Source organism: Minwuia thermotolerans, from assembly GCF_002924445.1.
Lineage (GTDB): Bacteria > Pseudomonadota > Alphaproteobacteria > Minwuiales > Minwuiaceae > Minwuia > Minwuia thermotolerans.
The window spans coordinates 144,365-161,675 of sequence record NZ_PIGG01000081.1 but is presented as its reverse complement, the minus strand read 5'-3'; the positions used below and the strand labels follow the sequence as shown (position 1 = coordinate 161,675).

Annotated in this window: 13 protein-coding genes and 1 riboswitch; of the genes, 6 read left to right on the top strand and 7 right to left on the bottom strand. The window is 68.7% G+C overall.

Annotation, left to right across the window (positions count from 1 at the left end):
- Nucleotides 1-10: 10 nt before the first annotated feature.
- The 5 genes from upp to CWC60_RS23025 form a co-directional block, all read right to left on the bottom strand.
- Entirely contained in the window at nucleotides 11-646 is a 636-nt protein-coding gene (gene upp / locus CWC60_RS23045) for a uracil phosphoribosyltransferase (protein ID WP_109796253.1), read from the bottom strand.
- A 21-nt stretch (nucleotides 647-667) separates the two neighbouring features.
- Nucleotides 668-1,744: a BMP family ABC transporter substrate-binding protein gene (locus CWC60_RS23040; protein WP_109796252.1), complete on the bottom strand. Its 1,077-nt coding sequence runs from the start codon at nucleotides 1,742-1,744 to the stop codon at nucleotides 668-670.
- Between the two features lie 62 nt (nucleotides 1,745-1,806).
- Nucleotides 1,807-2,727 carry an ABC transporter permease gene (locus CWC60_RS23035; protein WP_109796251.1) on the bottom strand — a complete coding sequence of 307 codons (921 nt, stop codon included), beginning with the start codon at nucleotides 2,725-2,727 and terminating at the stop codon, nucleotides 1,807-1,809.
- Nucleotides 2,727-3,812, bottom strand: a complete 1,086-nt coding sequence (locus CWC60_RS23030; protein ID WP_206420114.1) for an ABC transporter permease — start codon at nucleotides 3,810-3,812, stop codon at nucleotides 2,727-2,729. The genes CWC60_RS23035 and CWC60_RS23030 overlap by 1 nt, the downstream gene beginning before the upstream one ends.
- Entirely contained in the window at nucleotides 3,809-5,323 is a 1,515-nt protein-coding gene (locus tag CWC60_RS23025) for an ABC transporter ATP-binding protein (RefSeq protein WP_109796250.1), read from the bottom strand. Before CWC60_RS23025 ends, CWC60_RS23030 begins: the two co-directional genes overlap by 4 nt.
- Before the next feature lie 99 nt (nucleotides 5,324-5,422).
- A riboswitch (cobalamin riboswitch) is annotated at nucleotides 5,423-5,640 on the top strand.
- Between the two features lie 37 nt (nucleotides 5,641-5,677).
- On the opposite strand from CWC60_RS23025, the gene CWC60_RS23020 reads away from it, so the two are divergent.
- The 4 genes from CWC60_RS23020 (at nucleotide 5,678) to cobO (ending at nucleotide 12,027) form a co-directional block, all read left to right on the top strand.
- Entirely contained in the window at nucleotides 5,678-6,316 is a 639-nt protein-coding gene (locus CWC60_RS23020; RefSeq protein WP_109796249.1) for a HupE/UreJ family protein, read from the top strand.
- An 84-nt stretch (nucleotides 6,317-6,400) separates the two neighbouring features.
- Nucleotides 6,401-7,450, top strand: coding sequence for a cobalamin biosynthesis protein CobW (cobW, locus tag CWC60_RS23015; RefSeq protein ID WP_109796248.1), 1,050 nt, complete (start codon nucleotides 6,401-6,403; stop codon nucleotides 7,448-7,450).
- Nucleotides 7,451-7,575: 125 nt separating this feature from the next.
- Nucleotides 7,576-11,406, top strand: a complete 3,831-nt coding sequence (cobN, locus tag CWC60_RS23010; RefSeq protein ID WP_109796247.1) for a cobaltochelatase subunit CobN — start codon at nucleotides 7,576-7,578, stop codon at nucleotides 11,404-11,406.
- A gap of 3 nt (nucleotides 11,407-11,409) precedes the next feature.
- A complete protein-coding gene (gene cobO / locus CWC60_RS23005; protein ID WP_109796246.1) occupies nucleotides 11,410-12,027 on the top strand; it encodes a cob(I)yrinic acid a,c-diamide adenosyltransferase in 618 nt (205 codons plus the stop codon).
- 197 nt (nucleotides 12,028-12,224) lie between these two features.
- Here cobO and CWC60_RS23000 read toward each other — a convergent pair whose 3' ends face one another.
- Both CWC60_RS23000 and CWC60_RS22995 read right to left on the bottom strand, forming a co-directional pair.
- Nucleotides 12,225-13,232, bottom strand: a complete 1,008-nt coding sequence (locus tag CWC60_RS23000; protein ID WP_109796245.1) for a Gfo/Idh/MocA family protein — start codon at nucleotides 13,230-13,232, stop codon at nucleotides 12,225-12,227.
- Entirely contained in the window at nucleotides 13,229-14,299 is a 1,071-nt protein-coding gene (locus CWC60_RS22995) for an isocitrate/isopropylmalate dehydrogenase family protein (protein WP_206420113.1), read from the bottom strand. The genes CWC60_RS23000 and CWC60_RS22995 overlap by 4 nt, the downstream gene beginning before the upstream one ends.
- A gap of 107 nt (nucleotides 14,300-14,406) precedes the next feature.
- Between CWC60_RS22995 and CWC60_RS22990 the strand changes: the two genes are divergently transcribed.
- Together CWC60_RS22990 and CWC60_RS22985 are read left to right on the top strand one after the other, a co-directional pair.
- Nucleotides 14,407-16,032 (top strand): AMP-binding protein, encoded by a 1,626-nt coding sequence (locus CWC60_RS22990; RefSeq protein WP_164516708.1) that lies wholly within the window; start codon nucleotides 14,407-14,409, stop codon nucleotides 16,030-16,032.
- 243 nt (nucleotides 16,033-16,275) lie between these two features.
- On the top strand, nucleotides 16,276-17,271 hold the full coding sequence (locus CWC60_RS22985; RefSeq protein WP_109796242.1) for an NAD(P)H-dependent flavin oxidoreductase: 996 nt from the start codon (nucleotides 16,276-16,278) through the stop codon (nucleotides 17,269-17,271).
- Nucleotides 17,272-17,311 lie beyond the last annotated feature (40 nt).

Genomic DNA, 17,311 nt, shown 5'->3' with positions numbered 1-17,311 from the left:
AATGTTGCGCTCAAACGGTACCATAAAGCCGGTCGCCCGCATCCCCCAGCCCGGGGACGATGTAGCCGACCTCGTTGAGACGGCTGTCGATGGCGGCGGTGACCACGGGAACGTCCGGATGGCGTTCGGCCATATGGGCCAGACCCTCCGGCGCGGCAAGCACGCAGACGAAGCGAATCTCGCGCACGCCGGCCGCGCGCAGCTGATCGATGGCGTCCGCCGCGGAGCCGCCGGTCGCCAGCATCGGATCCACCAGCAGCACCCGCGCCCGTCCGATGCCACGCGGCAGGTTGAGGTAATAGCGTTCGGGCTTCAGCGTCGCCTCGTCGCGGCGCAGGCCGATATGCCCGACCGGCGCGTCCGGCAGCAGGTCGGAGACGCCGTCGGCCAGCCCGTTGCCCGCCCTGAGGATAGAAACCACGGCCAGCGTACCTTGCGCGATCTCCGAAGCGTCCATCTCCGCCACCGGCGTCTCGATCCTGACCGCTGCGACCGGCAGATCACGCAGCGCCTCGTAGGCCAGCAGCGCACCCAGTTCCCGCAGCGTGCGGCGGAACAGCGACGGCGGCGTCGCCGCGCGGCGCAGCAGCGTCAGCTTGTGCTGCGCCACGGGATGGTCGACGACCGTAACGCCCGCCGCCGTCATGGCTGTTTCAAACCGTCCGGGTCACTTCGGCAGGCTGCCCTCGAGACCTTCGACATAGAAGTTCATGCCGAGCAGGTCCGCGTCGCTCGCCGTCTCGCCTTCCGCCAGCCAGACACTGCCGTCCTGACGGCGGATCGGGCCAGTGAAGGGATGGCGCTCGCCGGCGGCGATCTCGGCACGGGCCTTGTCCGCCAGCGCCTTGACGTCGCCGGGCATGGCGTCGTTGTAGGGCGCGAAGGCGACCATGCCGCTGCCGATGCCGCCCCAGGTGTCCTTCGCTTCCCAGGCGCCATCCAGCGCCGCCTTGACGCGCTCGATGTAATAGGGCGCCCAGTCGTCGATGATCGCCGTGAGCTGCGCGTTCGGGCCGAAGCGGGTCATGTCGGAGGCCTGACCGAAGGCGTATATGCCGTTCTGCTCAGCGATCTTCATCGCCGCGGGGCTGTCGGTGTGCTGCATCAGGATGTCGGCGCCCTGGTCGATCAGCGCCTTGGCCGCGTCGGCCTCCTTGCCCGGATCGAACCAGGTGTTGACCCAGACGACCTTGAACTGGATGTCGGGATTGACCGACTTCGCGGCCAGGTAGGCGGCGTTGATACCGCGCACGACCTCGGGGATCGGGAAGGAAGCGATGTAGCCGACGATGTTGCTCTCGGTCATCTCGCCGGCGATCAGGCCGATGACGTGCCGGCCCTCGTAGAAGCGCGCCGAATAGGTGGCCAGGTTCTCGGCCTGCTTGAAGCCGGTCGCGTGCTCGAACATCGTGTCGGGAAAGCGCTTCGCCACCTTCACGGTCGGGTTCATGAAACCGAAGGAGGTGGTGAAGATCAGGTCGTTGCCGCCCTGGGCGAGCTGGCGGATGACGCGCTCGGCATCGGGACCGTCGGCGACGCCTTCGACATAGGTCGTCTCAACCTTGTCGCCCAGCGCTTCCTCGATCGCCTTGCGGCCCTGATCATGCTCGTAGGACCAGCCCAGGTCACCGACCGGACAGCAATAGACGAATCCGATCTTCAGCTTCTCCGCCGCCGTCGCCGCGAAGGCGAATGATGCGGCCATGGCCGCCGCCAACAGCGGCGCCCCGATGCGCTTGAACATGTCGATGGGTCCTCCTGAACAGGGATGCAGGCTCCTTCTCCCTAACCGTCTGAGCGACCCGGTCAAGAAGAAGCGTAGAAGGTCCGGCCCAGGCTGCCCGGCGCGCGCAGCACCGCCGCCCCCCGCCCGCCGGAGATCAGCACCAGCACGACGATGGTGGCGAGATAGGGCAGCATCGAGAGATACTGGCTGGCGATGTCGACGCCGGCGCCCTGGACGTGAAGCTGGACGATGGTGACGCCGCCGAAGAGATAGGCGCCGAGCAGCGCCCGCCCGGGACGCCAGCTGGCGAAGACGACGATGGCCAGCGCGATCCAGCCCCGACCGGCGGTCATGTCTTCCGACCAGAGCGGCGTCCGCGCGACGGAGAGATAGGCGCCGCCGAGCCCCGCCATGGCGCCGCCGAAGGCGACCGCGGCCAGCCGCACCCGCACCACGGGGAAGCCGATGGCGTGGGCGGCGTGATGGTTCTCCCCCACCGCGCGCAGGATCATGCCGGCGCGGGTGGCGTAGAGGAACCAGGCCACCAGCGCGGTCAGCAGGATCGAGAGATAGAACATCGGTTCGTGGTGGAACAGCAGCGGCCCGAGAACCGGCAGCTCGCTCAGCACCGGCAGCCGGATGGCCTCCAGCGGCGGCACGGACAGGCCCGAATAGCCCTGCCCCATCAGCGCCGAGAGGCCGAGGCCGAAGATCGTCAGCGCCAGGCCGGTGGCGACCTGGTTGGCCAGCAGGATCTGGGTCATCAGCCCGAACAGCAGCCCCATCAGCGTGCCTGCGAAGGCCGCAAGGGCGATGCCGGCGAAATGGGAGCCGCTCTCGGCGGTCACGATGAAACCCGTCACCGCACCGACCACCATCATGCCCTCGACGCCCAGGTTCAGCACGCCCGCACGCTCGGCCACCAGTTCGCCCAGCGCCGCGAACAGCAGGGGCGTCGCCGCCAGCATCATGCCGACCAGGATGTCGACGGCGAGCTCCATCAGGGCGTCTCCACCACGTTGGCCCGGCGCGGCAGCCTGAGGCGGAAACGGAAGCCGGCCAGCAGGTCCATGCCCAGCAGGAAGAACAGCAGCATGCCCTGGAAGACGCGCGTGACCGCGGCGGGAAGCTGCATCTGGATCTGCGCCGCCTCGCCGCCGATATAGGTGACGGCGATGACGAAGCCGGCCAGCACGATCCCGATGGGGTTCAGGCGTCCGAGGAAGGCGACGATGATCGCCGTGAAGCCATAGCCCGCCGGCAGGGCCGGCACGAGCTGTTCGACCGGGCCTGCGGCCTCGAACATGCCGGCGAGGCCCGCCAGCCCGCCGGAGACCATCAGGCAGAACCAGATGATGCGCTTCTCCCGGAAGCCGGCGAAGCGGGCGGCGCGCGGTGACTGGCCCATCAGACGGATCTGGAAGCCGACCACATGCCGGCCGAGCAGGATCCAGCCCGTCGCCGCCGCAGCCAGCGCCACCAGGAAGCCGGCGTTGGCCCGGCCTTGCTCGAAAAGCTGGGGCATCAGGGCGCTGTCGTGGAAGATGCGGCTTTCGGGGAAGTTGAAGCCGTCGGGATCGCGCAGCGGGCCGGTGACCATGGCGCTCAGCAACAGGATGGCGACATAGGTCAGCATCAGGCTGACCAGTATCTCGTTGGTGCCGAAGCGGGTGCGCAGGAAGGCCGGCACGGCAGCCCAGGCCATGCCACCGGCGACGGCCGCAAGACTCATGAGCGGCAGCAGCCAGACGCCGGAGATGTCGTAGAACGCGAGCGCCACAGCGCCGCCGGTCAGCGCGCCGATGACGAACTGGCCCTCCGCGCCGATGTTCCAGACCCCGGCCCGGAAGCCGAGCGACAGTCCGACGCCGATCAGGATCAGCGGCGTGGCCTTCACGATCAGTTCCGAGAGGCTGTAGGCGTCCGAGAAGGGCGAGAGGAAGATGATTCCCACCGCCCGTACCGGGTCGACACCCATGATCGCGAACAGCGCCATGCCGGCAGCGACTGTCAGCAGAACAGCCAGCACCGGCGTCATCCAGACCACCGCCCGGGAAGGCTGCGGCCGTCGTTCCAGCCGGATCACGCGGCCTCCTCCAGACGTCCGCCCATCATCAGGCCGATGGTCTCGATATCCAGTTCGCCTGTCGGCCGCGGACGGCTCAGCCGGCCTTCCGAGAGCACCGCGAAGCGGTCGCTGATCGCCAGCAGTTCGTCCAGGTCCTGACTGATCACCAGCACGGCGGCGCCGGCGGCCGCCAGGCGGTCGAGCGCGGCGTGGATCTCGGCGGCCGAACCGGCATCGACGCCCCAGGTCGGCTGGGCGGCGATCAGCACGCCCGGCTCCTGCAGCACCTCGCGGCCGACCACGAACTTCTGCAGATTGCCGCCCGAGAGGCTGCCGGCCGGCGCGGAGGCGCCGGTGGCGGCAACGCGGAAGACCTCGATCACGCGTTTCGCGTAGCCGGCGGCGGAAAGGAAACTCAGGAAGCCTCGCCTTACCAGGCCCTGGCCGCCGCGGGCCGAAATGATCGCGTTCTCCGCCAGCGACATCTCGGACACGGCGCCGTGTCCGATGCGCTCCTCCGGCACGAAGGCCATGCCGCGGGCGCGGCGGCCGACCGGTCCACGCGTGCCCACGGGCTTGCCGTCCAGGACGATGGTCTCCCGCCTGGCGCTTGGCCGCTCCCCGATCAGTGCCTCCATCAACTCGGTCTGACCGTTCCCGGCGACACCCCCGATACCAAGGATCTCGCCTGCCCGCAGTTCGAAGGAGATACCGCGCAACGCTGTGCCGAACTCCGAGACCGCCGGCAGGGAGAGGTCGTCCACCTTCAGACGCACATCGCCCGGCGTCTGCTTCGCGCGGCGGGGCGGCGGCAGTTCCGCGCCGATCATCATGGCGGCGAGGCTCCGCGCGGTCTCCTTTCGCGGATCGCACCGCGCGACCACCTCGCCGCGGCGCAGCACCGTCGCCGCATCGCAGATGGCCCGGATCTCGTCCAGCTTGTGAGAGATGTAGAGCACCGAACAGCCGCGGTCCCTGAGACGCCGGAGAATGTCGAACAGCTTCTCCGCCTCCTGGGGCGTCAGCACCGACGTCGGCTCGTCCATGATCAGCAGACTGGGCGACTGCAGCAGGCAGCGGACGATCTCGACGCGCTGCTTCTCGCCGACCGAGAGGTCGTCGACGCGCCGCGTCGGATCCACCTTCAGGCCATATTCGGCGGACACGGCGCGGATGCGGTGTTCGAGGTCGTCGCCGATCGCGTCGGCCGGCAAGCCGAGGGCGATGTTCTCTTCCACCGTCATCGCGTCGAACAGCGAGAAGTGCTGGAAGACCATGCCGATACCGGCCGCGCGCGCGTCGGCCGGCTTCTGCGGACGATGCCTGCGGCCGTTGACGAACATCTGGCCCGCGTCGGGGCGCAGCACGCCGTAGATGATCTTGACCAGCGTCGACTTGCCGGCGCCATTCTCACCCAGCAGGGCGTGGATGCTGCCCCGCCCCACGGCGAGGCTGACGTCGCGGTTCGCCACCACGCCCGGGAAGGACCTGGCCACGCCGTTCAGTTCCAGCAGGGGGACGTCTTCCATCGATCTTCCCGTTACCGCGTGGGGACGGTTATTCCACCCGAGTCGCGGATCGCGCAAGCCATGCCGTACCGGGGCTTGTCCTCGACTGCCGCATGGGCCACCATGACACCCAGCAGCGGTTCCGCCGAATCCGAAGCGTTCGGCGGATGCAAAAGGGAACACGGTGCGGCGTACCCATCAGGGACCTAGACCGTGGCTGCCCCCGCAACTGTAAGCGTCGAGGACGCCCCGATACGCCACTGGGCCGCCAGCCCGGGAAGGCGGGGAAGGTCCGCCGAGGCGCGAGCCAGGAAACCTGCCGCCGCGAGAGAGCACGCCAACGGACCGCCGGAGGGGCGGTCGAGGGAGAGACACATGAAGTTCAAATCGCTCAACGCCGGCCTTGGCGCCCTGATACTTTCCATGCTGGCCGCCGCGCCGGCCCTGGCGCACCATCCGCTGGGCGGCGCCACGCCGGAGACCTTCTTCCAGGGCTTCCTGTCCGGCATCGGCCATCCGATGATCGGCTTCGACCATCTGGCCTTCATCGTCGCTGTCGGTCTTGCCGCTGCGTTCAGCGCCCGGCGCCTCCTGACGCCGCTGGCCTTCGTTGCGGCGACCGTCGCCGGCTGCCTGCTGCATGTCGCGGGCGTCATGCTGCCCCTGCCGGAGCTGCTGATCTCGGCGTCCGTCGTCGCGCTGGGCGCGGTGGTGTTGTCGGGCCGCACCATGGCGCCGGCGCTGCAGATCGGCTTCTTCGCCGTCGCCGGCCTGTTCCATGGCTTCGCCTACGGATCGGCCATCGTCGGCGCGGAGACGACGCCGCTTCTCGCCTATCTGGTCAGCTTCGGCCTGACCCAGTACGTCATCGCGCTGGGCGCCATGGCGCTGGTGACCGCGGTCTGGAAGGCGGCGGAGCCGAAAGCGCTGCAGCCCCGGCTGGCGGGCGCGGTGATCGCCGGCGTCGGCCTCACCTTCTTCCTGGAGAACGTCGAGGGCATGATCCTCGGCTGACCGGCGCGACGCCCGGTACCATCACGGAACATCGCCGCCGTCCGGCCCCGGGCCGGGCGGCCGCGCGACATTGGAGTCCCTGCCATGAGCAAGATCCCGGCGACCGTCGTCACCGGCTTTCTCGGCGCCGGCAAGACGACGCTGATCCGACACCTGCTGCAGAATGCGGGCGGCAAGCGCATCGCCCTGATCATCAACGAATTCGGCGACCTGGGCGTCGACGGCGAGGTGCTGAAGGGCTGCGGCGAGGAAACCTGCCGCGAGGAAGACGTGGTGGAACTGGCGAACGGCTGCATCTGCTGCACGGTCGCCGACGACTTCATCCCCACCATGACCGCCCTGCTGGAGCGCGAGATCCGGCCCGACCACATCGTCATCGAGACTTCCGGCCTCGCCCTGCCCCAGCCCCTGGTGAAGGCGTTCAACTGGCCCGACATCCGCACGCGGGTCACGGTCGACGGCGTGGTCACCGTGGTCGACGGCGCGGCGGTGGCCGAAGGCCGCTTCGCGCACGACGAGGCGGCGCTGGACCGCCAGCGGCTGTCCGACGAGATGCTGGACCACGAAACGCCGCTTTCGGAGCTGTTCGAGGATCAGCTCGGCTGCGCCGATATCGTCGTGATCAACAAGACCGACCTGCTGGGCGAAGGCGGCCTCGAGAAGGTCATGGCGGAACTCCGGCACGACATCCGCCCGGGCGTGCAGGTGATCCGCTCCAGCCACGGCGCCGTGGCGCCTGCGGCGCTGCTCGGTCTCGGCATCGGCGCGGAGGACGATATCGCCAACCGTCCCACCCATCACGAACGGGAAGGCGCCGAGGATCACGACCATGACGAGTTCGACAGCTTCGCCGTCGAACTGCCGGAGATCGGCGATCCGAAGGCGTTTGCAATGCAGGTCGCCCAGGTCATCCGCGCGCACGACATCCTCAGACTGAAGGGCTTCGCATCCGTTGCCGGCAAGCCAATGCGGCTGGTCGTGCAGGCCGTGGGCCCACGCATCGACAGCTATTTCGACCGCCCCTGGCGCGCGGGCGAACCCCGGGGGACGAGACTGGTCGTGATCGGCGAGACCGGCTTCGACCGCGCCGCGATCGAGGCCGACCTCCGCCGCGTCTACGACCGCGCGGCGTAGGAACCGGCCTGCCGGTCGCCATGGCTTGATATCCTCGGGCCTGCCCCAGGAATCCGGTTGAACCGCCCGCGCCCGGCCTCCTGGATCCGGTCCAGGGGCGCCACCACATTCATCGGAAGGGTCTGATGCATCTCCTCCAGGCGCAGCCCGGACAGATCGACGACGGGACGGAAGCGGTCGACCTGGCCCAGAGCCCGGCCGATGTCGTCTTCCTGACCGCGGCAGACACGGAGATCGCGGCGCTGGCCGCGGCGCGGCGGGAGCTTGGACCGGAAGCGCCGGCTTTGCGTCTCGCCAACCTGATGTTCCTGAAGCATCCCATGTCGGTGGACCAGTATGTCGAGAACACCGTCGCCGGCGCGCGGCTGGTGGTCGGGCGTTTCCTGGGCGGCGTCGGCTACTGGTCCTACTGCATCGAGGAGATCGCCAACGCCTGCCGGGAGAAGGGAATCGCGTTCGCCGCCCTGCCCGGCGACGAGAAGCCCGACGCCGACCTGAAGGCGGTTTCGACGCTCAATGGCGAGCGCTACGAGGACTTGCACCGCTATCTCTCAGAGGGCGGCCCGGCCAACTACCGCCACTGGCTGGCGCTCTGCCGCACGCTGCTGGAAGGCGGCGAGGCCCCGCCCCCGCCGAAGCGACTCATGCGCGCCGGGCTCTACTGGCCCGGCCGGGAAGCGCCCTCGCTCGCCGAGGTGCAGACCGGACGCGCCCGGCCGGCGGCCATGGTCGTCTTCTACCGCGCACTGTTGCAGGGCGGCTCGACGGAACCTGTCGACGCGCTGATCGGGGCGCTGGAAGAAGCCGGGCTGCAGCCCGTGCCAGTCTTCGTCGCCAGCTTGAAGGAAGAGCTCTCGGCGGATGTGCTGCGCGGGATCATGGCCGAGGCGCGCCCCGACATCGTCCTCAACCTGACCGCCTTCGCCGTCGGCAAGCCGGGCGAGGCGGACGGCTCGGCCGAGATCCTGAACACCGTACTGGAATCGGAGGACACGCCGGTGCTGCAGGTCGTCATGGCCTCCAGTTCCGAGGCGGCCTGGGCCGAATCCATGCAGGGCCTGGGACCGCGCGACATCGCCATGCACGTCGCCCTGCCGGAAGTGGACGGCCGGGTGCTCAGCCGGGCGATCTCCTTCAAGGCCGAGGCGGCGTTCGACGAGGACGTCCAGTGCGCCATCGTCACGCCGAAGCCCCGCGCCGACCGGGTCCGGTTCGTCGCCGAACTGGCGCGCAACTGGACGACGCTGCGCCGCAAGCCCGCTGCCGAACGCAAGGTCGCGCTGGTGCTCGCCAACTACCCCAACCGCGACGGACGGCTCGCCAACGGCGTCGGTCTGGACACGCCCGCCAGCACGGTTGGCGTGCTGAGCGCGCTGCGGGACGCCGGGTACCGCATCGAGGGGGCGCCTGAGGCAAGCAAGGTGCTGATGGACCGGATCATGGCCGGTCCGACCAACTGGCTGACCGACCGGACCGAACGCACCGGCGGCGTGGTGCTGGCGACGGACGACTACCGCCGTTTCTGGGAAGGCCAGCCGGAAGACCTGCGGCGGACCGTTGAGGACCGCTGGGGCGCGCCGGAAACGGATCCGTTCCACGATCCCGCCCGCGGCGGCTTCGTGCTCTCCGTCATCGAGTTCGGCAACGCCGTGGTCGCCGTGCAACCGGCCCGCGGCTACCAGATCGACCCGAAGGAAAGCTATCACAGCCCCGATCTGCCGCCGCCGCACGGCTATCTCGCGTTCTACTGCTGGCTCCGGCGGTCCTTCGGCGCGGACGCCATCGTCCATCTGGGAAAGCACGGCAATCTGGAATGGTTGCCGGGCAAGGCCCTGGCGCTCTCGGAAAGCTGCTTTCCGGAGGCGGCGCTGGGCGCCCTGCCCCATCTCTATCCCTTCATCGTCAACGATCCGGGCGAAGGCTCCCAGGCCAAGCGCCGCAGCGCCGCCGTGATCGTCGACCACCTGACGCCGCCCATGACCCGCGCGGAGACCTATGGCGCGCTGAAGGACCTGGAAGCGCTGGTCGACGAGTACTACGACGCCGCCGGCCTCGACCGCCGCCGGCTGGAGCACCTGAAGAAGGAGATCCTGTCGCTGGTCCGCACCGAGGGGCTGGACGCCGATGCCGGCATCGCCCCCGGCGACGACGAGGAGGCCGCCTTCCAGGCGCTCGACAACTATCTCTGCGAACTGAAGGAAGCGCAGATCCGCGACGGCCTGCATGTCTTCGGTCAATCGCCGGATGGACGGCAGAGGCGCGACCTGCTGGTCGCTCTCGCCCGCGTGCCGGGTCGCAACCACGGTTCGCTCCACCGCGCCATCGCCGACGATCTCGGACTGGGCTTCGATCCGCTGGACTGCGACCTCGGCGCGCCGTGGACGGGACCGAAACCGGACGCGCTGGCGAAGGCCGACGACGCCCCCTGGCGCACGGCGGGCGACACCGTCGAGCGGATCGAACTTCTGGCGGCCGAACTGGTGGCAAGCGTTTCGCTATTACCCCCTCCCCGGCCCTCCCCCATCAAGGGGAAGGGAGAAGAGGAGACGGGCTTCAATTCGCCCTTGGGGGAGGTCGGCGCGGAGCGCCGGGTGGGGGGGATGCCGGAGTCAGCGAAAATTCTCGACCGTCTCGACAGAGACCTCGCGCCGGCGCTGGATAGCTGCGGCGCGGCGGAGATGACAGCGTTGCTGCGTGGCCTCGACGGCCGCTTCGTGCCGCCGGGACCGTCGGGCGCGCCGACGCGGGGCCGGGCCGATGTGCTGCCGACGGGCCGCAACTTCTTCTCCATCGACAGCCGCGCCATGCCGACCGAGGCCGCGTGGACGCTGGGCTGGAAGTCCGCCAGCCGGCTGATCGAACGCCACATGCAGGACCAGGGCGACTGGCCGCGCACCATGGCGCTGACCGCCTGGGGCACGTCGAACATGCGCACCGGCGGCGACGACATCGCCCAGGCGCTGGCCCTGATCGGCGCGCGTCCGGTCTGGGAGAAGGCGTCCCGGCGCGTCACGGGCTTCGAGATCATTCCCGCCACGGCGCTGGGCCGGCCCCGCGTCGACGTCACGCTGCGCATCTCCGGCTTCTTCCGCGACGCCTTTCCCGTGCAGATCGACCTGTTCGATTCGGCGGTGCGCGCGATCATGGCGCTGGACGAGAGTCCCGACGACAACCCGCTGGCCGCCGCCTTTGTCCGCGAGGCGGCGCAACTCGCGGATGGCGGGCTGGACCGCGCCGAAGCCGAGCGCCGGGCGGGCTACCGCATCTTCGGCGCCAAGCCCGGCGCCTATGGCGCAGGGCTGCAGGCGCTGATCGACGAACGGCTGTGGGAGAACCGGGGCGATCTGGCCGACAGCTTCCTGAACTGGGGCGGCTACGCCTATGGCGCGGGCGCGGAGGGCGACCGGGCGCGCGGCGAACTGGAAACCCGGCTCGCCAACGTCGAGGCGGTCGTCCAGAACCAGGACAACCGCGAGCACGACATCCTCGATTCCGACGACTACTACCAGTTCGAGGGCGGGATGAACGCCGCCGTCACCCACCTGAGGGGGGCGGAGCCGGTCAGCTATCACAACGACCATTCCCGGCCCCAACGTCCCGTCATCCGTACCCTGTCGGAAGAGGTCGGCCGGGTCGTGCGTTCTCGCGCCGCGAACCCGAAATGGATCGAAGGCGTCATGCGCCACGGCTACAAGGGCGCCTTCGAAATCGCAGCGACGGTGGACTACCTCTTCGCCTTCGCGGCGACCACCAGCGCGGTCGGCTCGCACCATTTCGACCTGCTCTACCGCGCCTATCTGGCCGACGATGCCGTGCGCGGCTTCATCGCCGAACACAATCCGGCGGCGCTGAAGGAAATCGCGGCGCGGCTGGACGAGGCGATCCGGCGCGGCTTCTGGCGCCCGCAGGCCAATGACGCCACAGTACGACTGAACGAACTGATCGAGGGAGGCTGACCGATGGCCGAGCATGAAGATCCCAACGCCCGCCACAACGAGAAGATGGCCAAGAAGAAGGCCGCGCGGGACAAGATCATGGCCACCAAGACCGGCGAGAAGGGCCTGATCGTGGTCCACACCGGCAAGGGCAAGGGCAAGTCGACCGCCGCCTTCGGCATGATCTTCCGCTGTATCGCCCACGGCATGCGCTGCGCCGTGGTGCAGTTCATCAAGGGCGGCATGGACACCGGCGAGCGGCGCCTGATCGAGGAGCGGTTCTCCGACCTCTGCACCTTCGAGACCATGGGGGAGGGCTTCACCTGGGAGACCCAGGACCGCGAGCGTGACGTCGCCAACGCCCGCGCCGCTTGGGAGCGCGCCAAGGAGTTGATCCTCGACCCGGAGGTGAAGATGGTCCTGCTGGACGAACTCAACATCGCGCTGCGATACGACTACATCCCGGTCGGGGAGATCGTCGATTTCCTGAAGAACGAGAAGCCGGAGATGACCCACGTCGTCATCACCGGCCGCAACGCCAAGGACGAGCTGCTGGAGATCGCGGATCTCGCCACCGAGATGACCATGCTCGCCCACCCCTTCCGCGCCGGCGTCAAGGCGCAGCAGGGCGTGGAGTTCTAGAACGGAACAGGCGAACTGGAGATGGCGGGGCCGGCCAGCCCGCCGTCCCGCGAGCGACCGGCCGGACGAACGGGCAATGACGTTCCGGCAAGAACCTGTCACCCCCGCCTGGTGCGGGGGTCCGGAGCGGCTGCGCCGCCAGTCAATGATTCAACCGGATGCCCGCACAGGGCGGGCATGACACCGCGAATTCGACGCTACACCGCCACCCACCGCCCTTCCTCGGCCGAGCGGTAGACGGCTTCCTCGATCTCGATATTGCGGAGATAGGCGCGGACGTTCGTCTCCGGCGGCGCGCCGTCCAGGAAGTGGGCCAGGGCGTGCGCCTGGAAGGCATGCACGCAGTCGCCGCCGAAGCCCCGGTCGTCCCAGGCGTAGCCATGGCGGCGTTCGGCCTGTCCGTTGGGCTTGACCCAGAGCGCACCGTCGCCCGTGAGCCGGAGCCGCGCTTCCGTACCGTCCAGCCAGAGCTCGCCCATGGTGAGCCGCGGGTTCGCCGCCTCGAACTCCGCCAGCCGGTTGGCGTCGAAGACGCCGCGGCCACCGTCCCGGAAGCGGAACAGGACGATCCCGGCGTCCTCGCCCGCGATCGCCGGGTTGAGGCGGCGGAGATCGGCGCAAACCTCCCCCACCTCGCCCAACAGGAAGCGGAAGGTATCGATGAAGTGGATACCGGTCTCGTGGACGAGGAAGCGCGGCATCTGCCGGAAATAGGGCTGGCGGGCGAGGTAGGCGTCCGGGCCGCGACCGTCGCCGGGCCGGAGGCGGAACAGGATCGACTGCGGCGCGCCCAGCAGGCCCGCGTCGAGCAGCCTCCGCGCTTCCCGGTACCAGGGCTGGAAGCGGAAGTTCTCATGCACCAGCGCCCGGACCCCGGCCGCCTCGACCGTGTCGGCGATGGCCCGGGCGCCGGCCAGGTCGTCGGCCAGCGGCTTCTGCAGGATCATCGGCAGACCGCGCTCGGACACGCGCCGTGCCAGCACCAGACGTGTCGCCGGCGTGGTGATCAGATCGACCACGTCAGGCGCGGTCTTCTCCAGCGCTTCATCGAGATCGGCGAAGGCCGGCGCCCCGCCCACGGCCTCCGCCTTTCCGACGTCGAGGTCGCACACGCCGGCCAGTTCGGCGCGGTCCAGCCGCTTCCAGGAATCGTAGTGGAACTGCGCGAAATAGCCGGCGCCGACGCCGAGGACGCGCAAACTCACCCCTTGAGTTCCGCGAGCACCGCGTCGGCGGCGGCGGCAGTGGTGGCTTTTCCGCCCAGGTCGCGGGTACGCGCGGCGCCGGAGCCGAGCGCCGCCTCGACGGCCCGTTCGATGGCGGAGGCCGCCCGCTGCAGGCGTTCGTCCTCGCGGCGGCGGCCCAGCCAGTCCAGCATCAGCGCGGCCGAGAGGATCATGGCGGCCGGGTTGGCGATGCCCTGGCCCATGATGTCCGGCGCGGTGCCGTGGCTCGGCTGGAAGATCGCGACGTCGCCGCCGATATCGCCCGAGGGCGCCAGACCCAGGCCGCCGATCAGGCCGGCACCGAGATCGGAGAGGATGTCGCCAAACATGTTCTCGGTCACCATGACGTCGAAGGCCCATGGCCGCTGCACCATCGCCATGGCGCAGGCGTCGACGTAGAGCCGCTCCGTCGTGACGTCCGGATATTCGGCCGCGATCTCGTCGAAGATGCGCCGGAAGAAGGCCATGGAGCCCAGCACGTTGGCCTTGTCGACCAGGGTCAGCTGCTTGCGGCGCGTGCGGGCGAGGTCGAAGGAGAAGCGGAACAGCTTCTCCGACGTCGTCCGCGTCACCTCCATGATGTCGCGGACGGCCCGGTCGCCGTCGGCCTGTTCCTTGCCGCGGCCGACGAACAGGCCCTCGGTAGACTCCCGGACCAGGACGAAGTCGATATCGCGGCCCCGCGGGTCCTTCAGCGGCACGGCGTCGGGCAGCCAGGCGCGGATCGGACGCACGCCGCCGAAAAGGCCGAAGATCTCGCGCAGGTCGATCTGGGGCACGATCTCCGTGTTGTCGGCATAGCGCACTTCCGGCAGGCCCATGGCGGCGAGCAGCGTGGCGTCCGCCCGGCCCACCGCGTCCACCGTGGACTGCGGCAGCGCCTCGCCGTGATCGCGGTAGTGCCCGGCGCCCGCCGGATGTTCGACCGCGGAGACGCGGAAGCCGAAGATGCCGGCGGCTCGGTCCAGCACCTTCAGCGCCGGCCCCGTGACCTCGGGCCCGATGCCGTCCCCGGGCAGCACGGCGATGGAAATCGTGTCGTTCAAGCTGCGCCCCTCCCGGGCCTTCGGCCATTCAGCAGGCCGCGTTTTCATTGTCCACCGCGCACTATAGTATGCCCCTCGGTCAGAGGCGACGCTTGGGGAGGCGGCAGATGATGACGGACAAGTCCGAATGGGTGATCGGCCGGACGCTGGCGCGGCAGGCGCGCGAGCGCGGCGACCGCCCCTTCATGCAGTTCGAGGACGGCGAACCCTACACCTATGCGCAGGCGCACGAGATCGCCAACGCGACGGGCCACCGCTTCCGTGAGATCGGCGTGCAGTTCGGCGAGCATGTCGTGCTGATGCTGCACAACCGGCTGGAATATCTCTGGTGCTGGTTCGGCCTGAACCGCATCGGCGCGGTCGCGGTGGCGGTGAACACCGCCTACAAGGGACGCTTCCTGACCCACGTGCTGACCAACTGCAAGGCCCGGATCGCCGTGGTCGAGCGGGAGTTCCTGCCCTGGGTGGCCGACATCGAGGACACGGTCCCGGATCTGGAAACGATCTACGTGCCGGGCGAGCCCTTGCAGGACGGCGAAGTGCCGGCGTTCGACCGGATCGACGTCAGGCCCTATTCGGAGCTGGAGGGCGGCTCGACGGCCGATCACAACACCGAGGTCACCTACCGCGACATCGGCATGGTCATGTTCACCTCCGGCACCACAGGACCTTCCAAGGCGGTGCTGATGCCGCACGGGCACCTGCACCTGATCGGCGTCTCCCAGCAGCGTGCGCTGAACCTGACGGAAGACGACCGCTATTACATCTGCATGCCGCTGTTCCACGCCCAGGGCATACTGATGCAGACCTACTCGACCATGCTGGCGGGCGGCAGCGCCGTGCTGATGAAGCAGTTCAGCCCGAAGCAGTGGATCGATGACGTGAAGAAGTATCAGGCGACCGTCACCAACCTGCTGGGCGTGATGAACGATTTCGTCCTTGCCCAGCCGAGGAAGGAAGGCGAGCGCGACAACAGGCTGCGTATGCTCAACGCCGTGCCGGTGACCAACGAGACGGTCTCGGCGCTGCGCGAACGCTTCGGCATTCCGAAATTCAGCGAGCTGTTCGGCATGACCGAGTGCAACATCCCCGCCTGGCGGCCCTTCGACGCGCCTGACGAGCCCGGTTGTTCCGGCAAGGTCTGGGACGAATTCTTCGAGGTTCGCATCGCCGACCCGGAGACCGACGAACCGCTGCCCACCGGCGAGGTCGGCGAGATCCTGATCCGGCCGAAGGAACCCTTCTGCTTCATGCAGGGCTATAACGGCATGCCCGACCGCACGGTCGACACCTGGCGGAATTTCTGGTTCCACACCGGCGACGCCGGCCGCCTCGATGAGCGGAACTTCCTCTGGTACATCGACCGCATCAAGGACACGATCCGCCGCCGCGGCGAGAACATCTCCTCCTACGAGGTGGAATCGGTGCTGCTGGAACACCCGGCCATCGCCGAGGCGGCGGCCGTCGCGGTGAAGGCCGAGCAAGGCGGCGAGGACGAGGTCATGGCCTGCCTCGTGCTGGAGCCCGGCGCCCAGGCGCCCGACCCCGTGGAACTGCTGGATTTCTGCACGCCCCGCATGCCCTATTTCGCCGTGCCGCGCTTCATCGAATTTCTCGACGAGATCCCGAAGACGCCGTCGTCCAAGATCCAGAAGAACAAGCTGCGCGAGCGCGGCCTGACCGAAAGCACCTGGGACCGCGAATCCGTCGGCTACAAGGTGAAGCGGATCTAGCCTCCGGAAATGACGTCATGCCCGCCCCCCGAACGGGGTCAGGGGCAGGCTTGTGCGGGCATCCGGCAGGAGGCGGCGCGCACGCGGCGGTTCCGAAGAATGTGGACAAACTGTAACCGGATCCCCGCACGGAGGCGGGGATGACCTTGTGTTTGGGCGTCTGCCTCGTCCCAAATCCATTGACCCGGGACGCCGTCGGCATAGTTTCTCGCGAATGCTTTCATCCGAGGGGAAACCAGTCACATGAAGACGCGCATCACCGAGCTGTTCGGCATCGAACATCCGATCATCCAGGGCGGCATGCACTATGTCGGCTTCGCCGAACTGGCCGCGGCGGTCTCCAACGCCGGCGGGCTCGGGATCATCACCGGCCTGACCCAGAAGACCCCCGAGGACCTGGCGCGGGAAATCGCCAGATGCCGGGCGCTGACGGACAAGCCCTTCGGCGTGAACCTGACCTTCCTGCCGACGGTCACCGCGCCGGACTATCCGGGCTATATCGACGCCATCATCGACGGCGGCGTGCGCATCGTGGAGACGGCGGGCCGCAACCCCGAGGCGCACCTGCCGAAGCTGAAGGAAGCGGGCTGCAGGATCATCCACAAGTGCACCTCGGTCCGGCATTCGCTGAAGGCCGAGGCCATCGGCTGCGATGCGGTGTCCGTCGACGGCTTCGAATGCGGCGGCCATCCGGGCGAGGACGACGTGCCCAACATGATCCTGCTGCCGCGCGCGGCGGAAGAACTGAAGATCCCCTTCGTCGCCTCCGGCGGCATGGCCGATGCGCGCAGCCTGGTCGCCGCGCTGGCGATGGGCGCGGAAGGCATGAACATGGGCACGCGCTTCATCGCCACGAAGGAGGCACCGGTCCACGAGAACGTGAAGAAGGCCATCGTTGCCGCCTCCGAACTCGACACCAGGCTGGTCATGCGTCCGCTGCGCAACACCGAGCGGGTTCTGAACAACGCCGCCGCCGAGAAAGTCCTCGCCACCGAGCGCGAGAAGGGCGCGGAGCTGAAGTTCGAGGACATCCTGCAGGAGGTCGCGGGCGTCTATCCGAAGATCATGCTCGACGGCGACATGGATGTCGGCGTGTGGTCCTGCGGCATGGTCGCGGGCCTGATCCACGACATCCCGACCTGCAAGGAGCTGATCGACCGGATCATGTCGGAGGCCGATACGATCATCCGCCAGCGCCTGGAAGGCATGCTGGGCGGCGCCCCGGCCGTGGCGGCGTAGGCCGCATCCGCGTTCCGCGGCAGGCGTCGCCGTTGCCGGG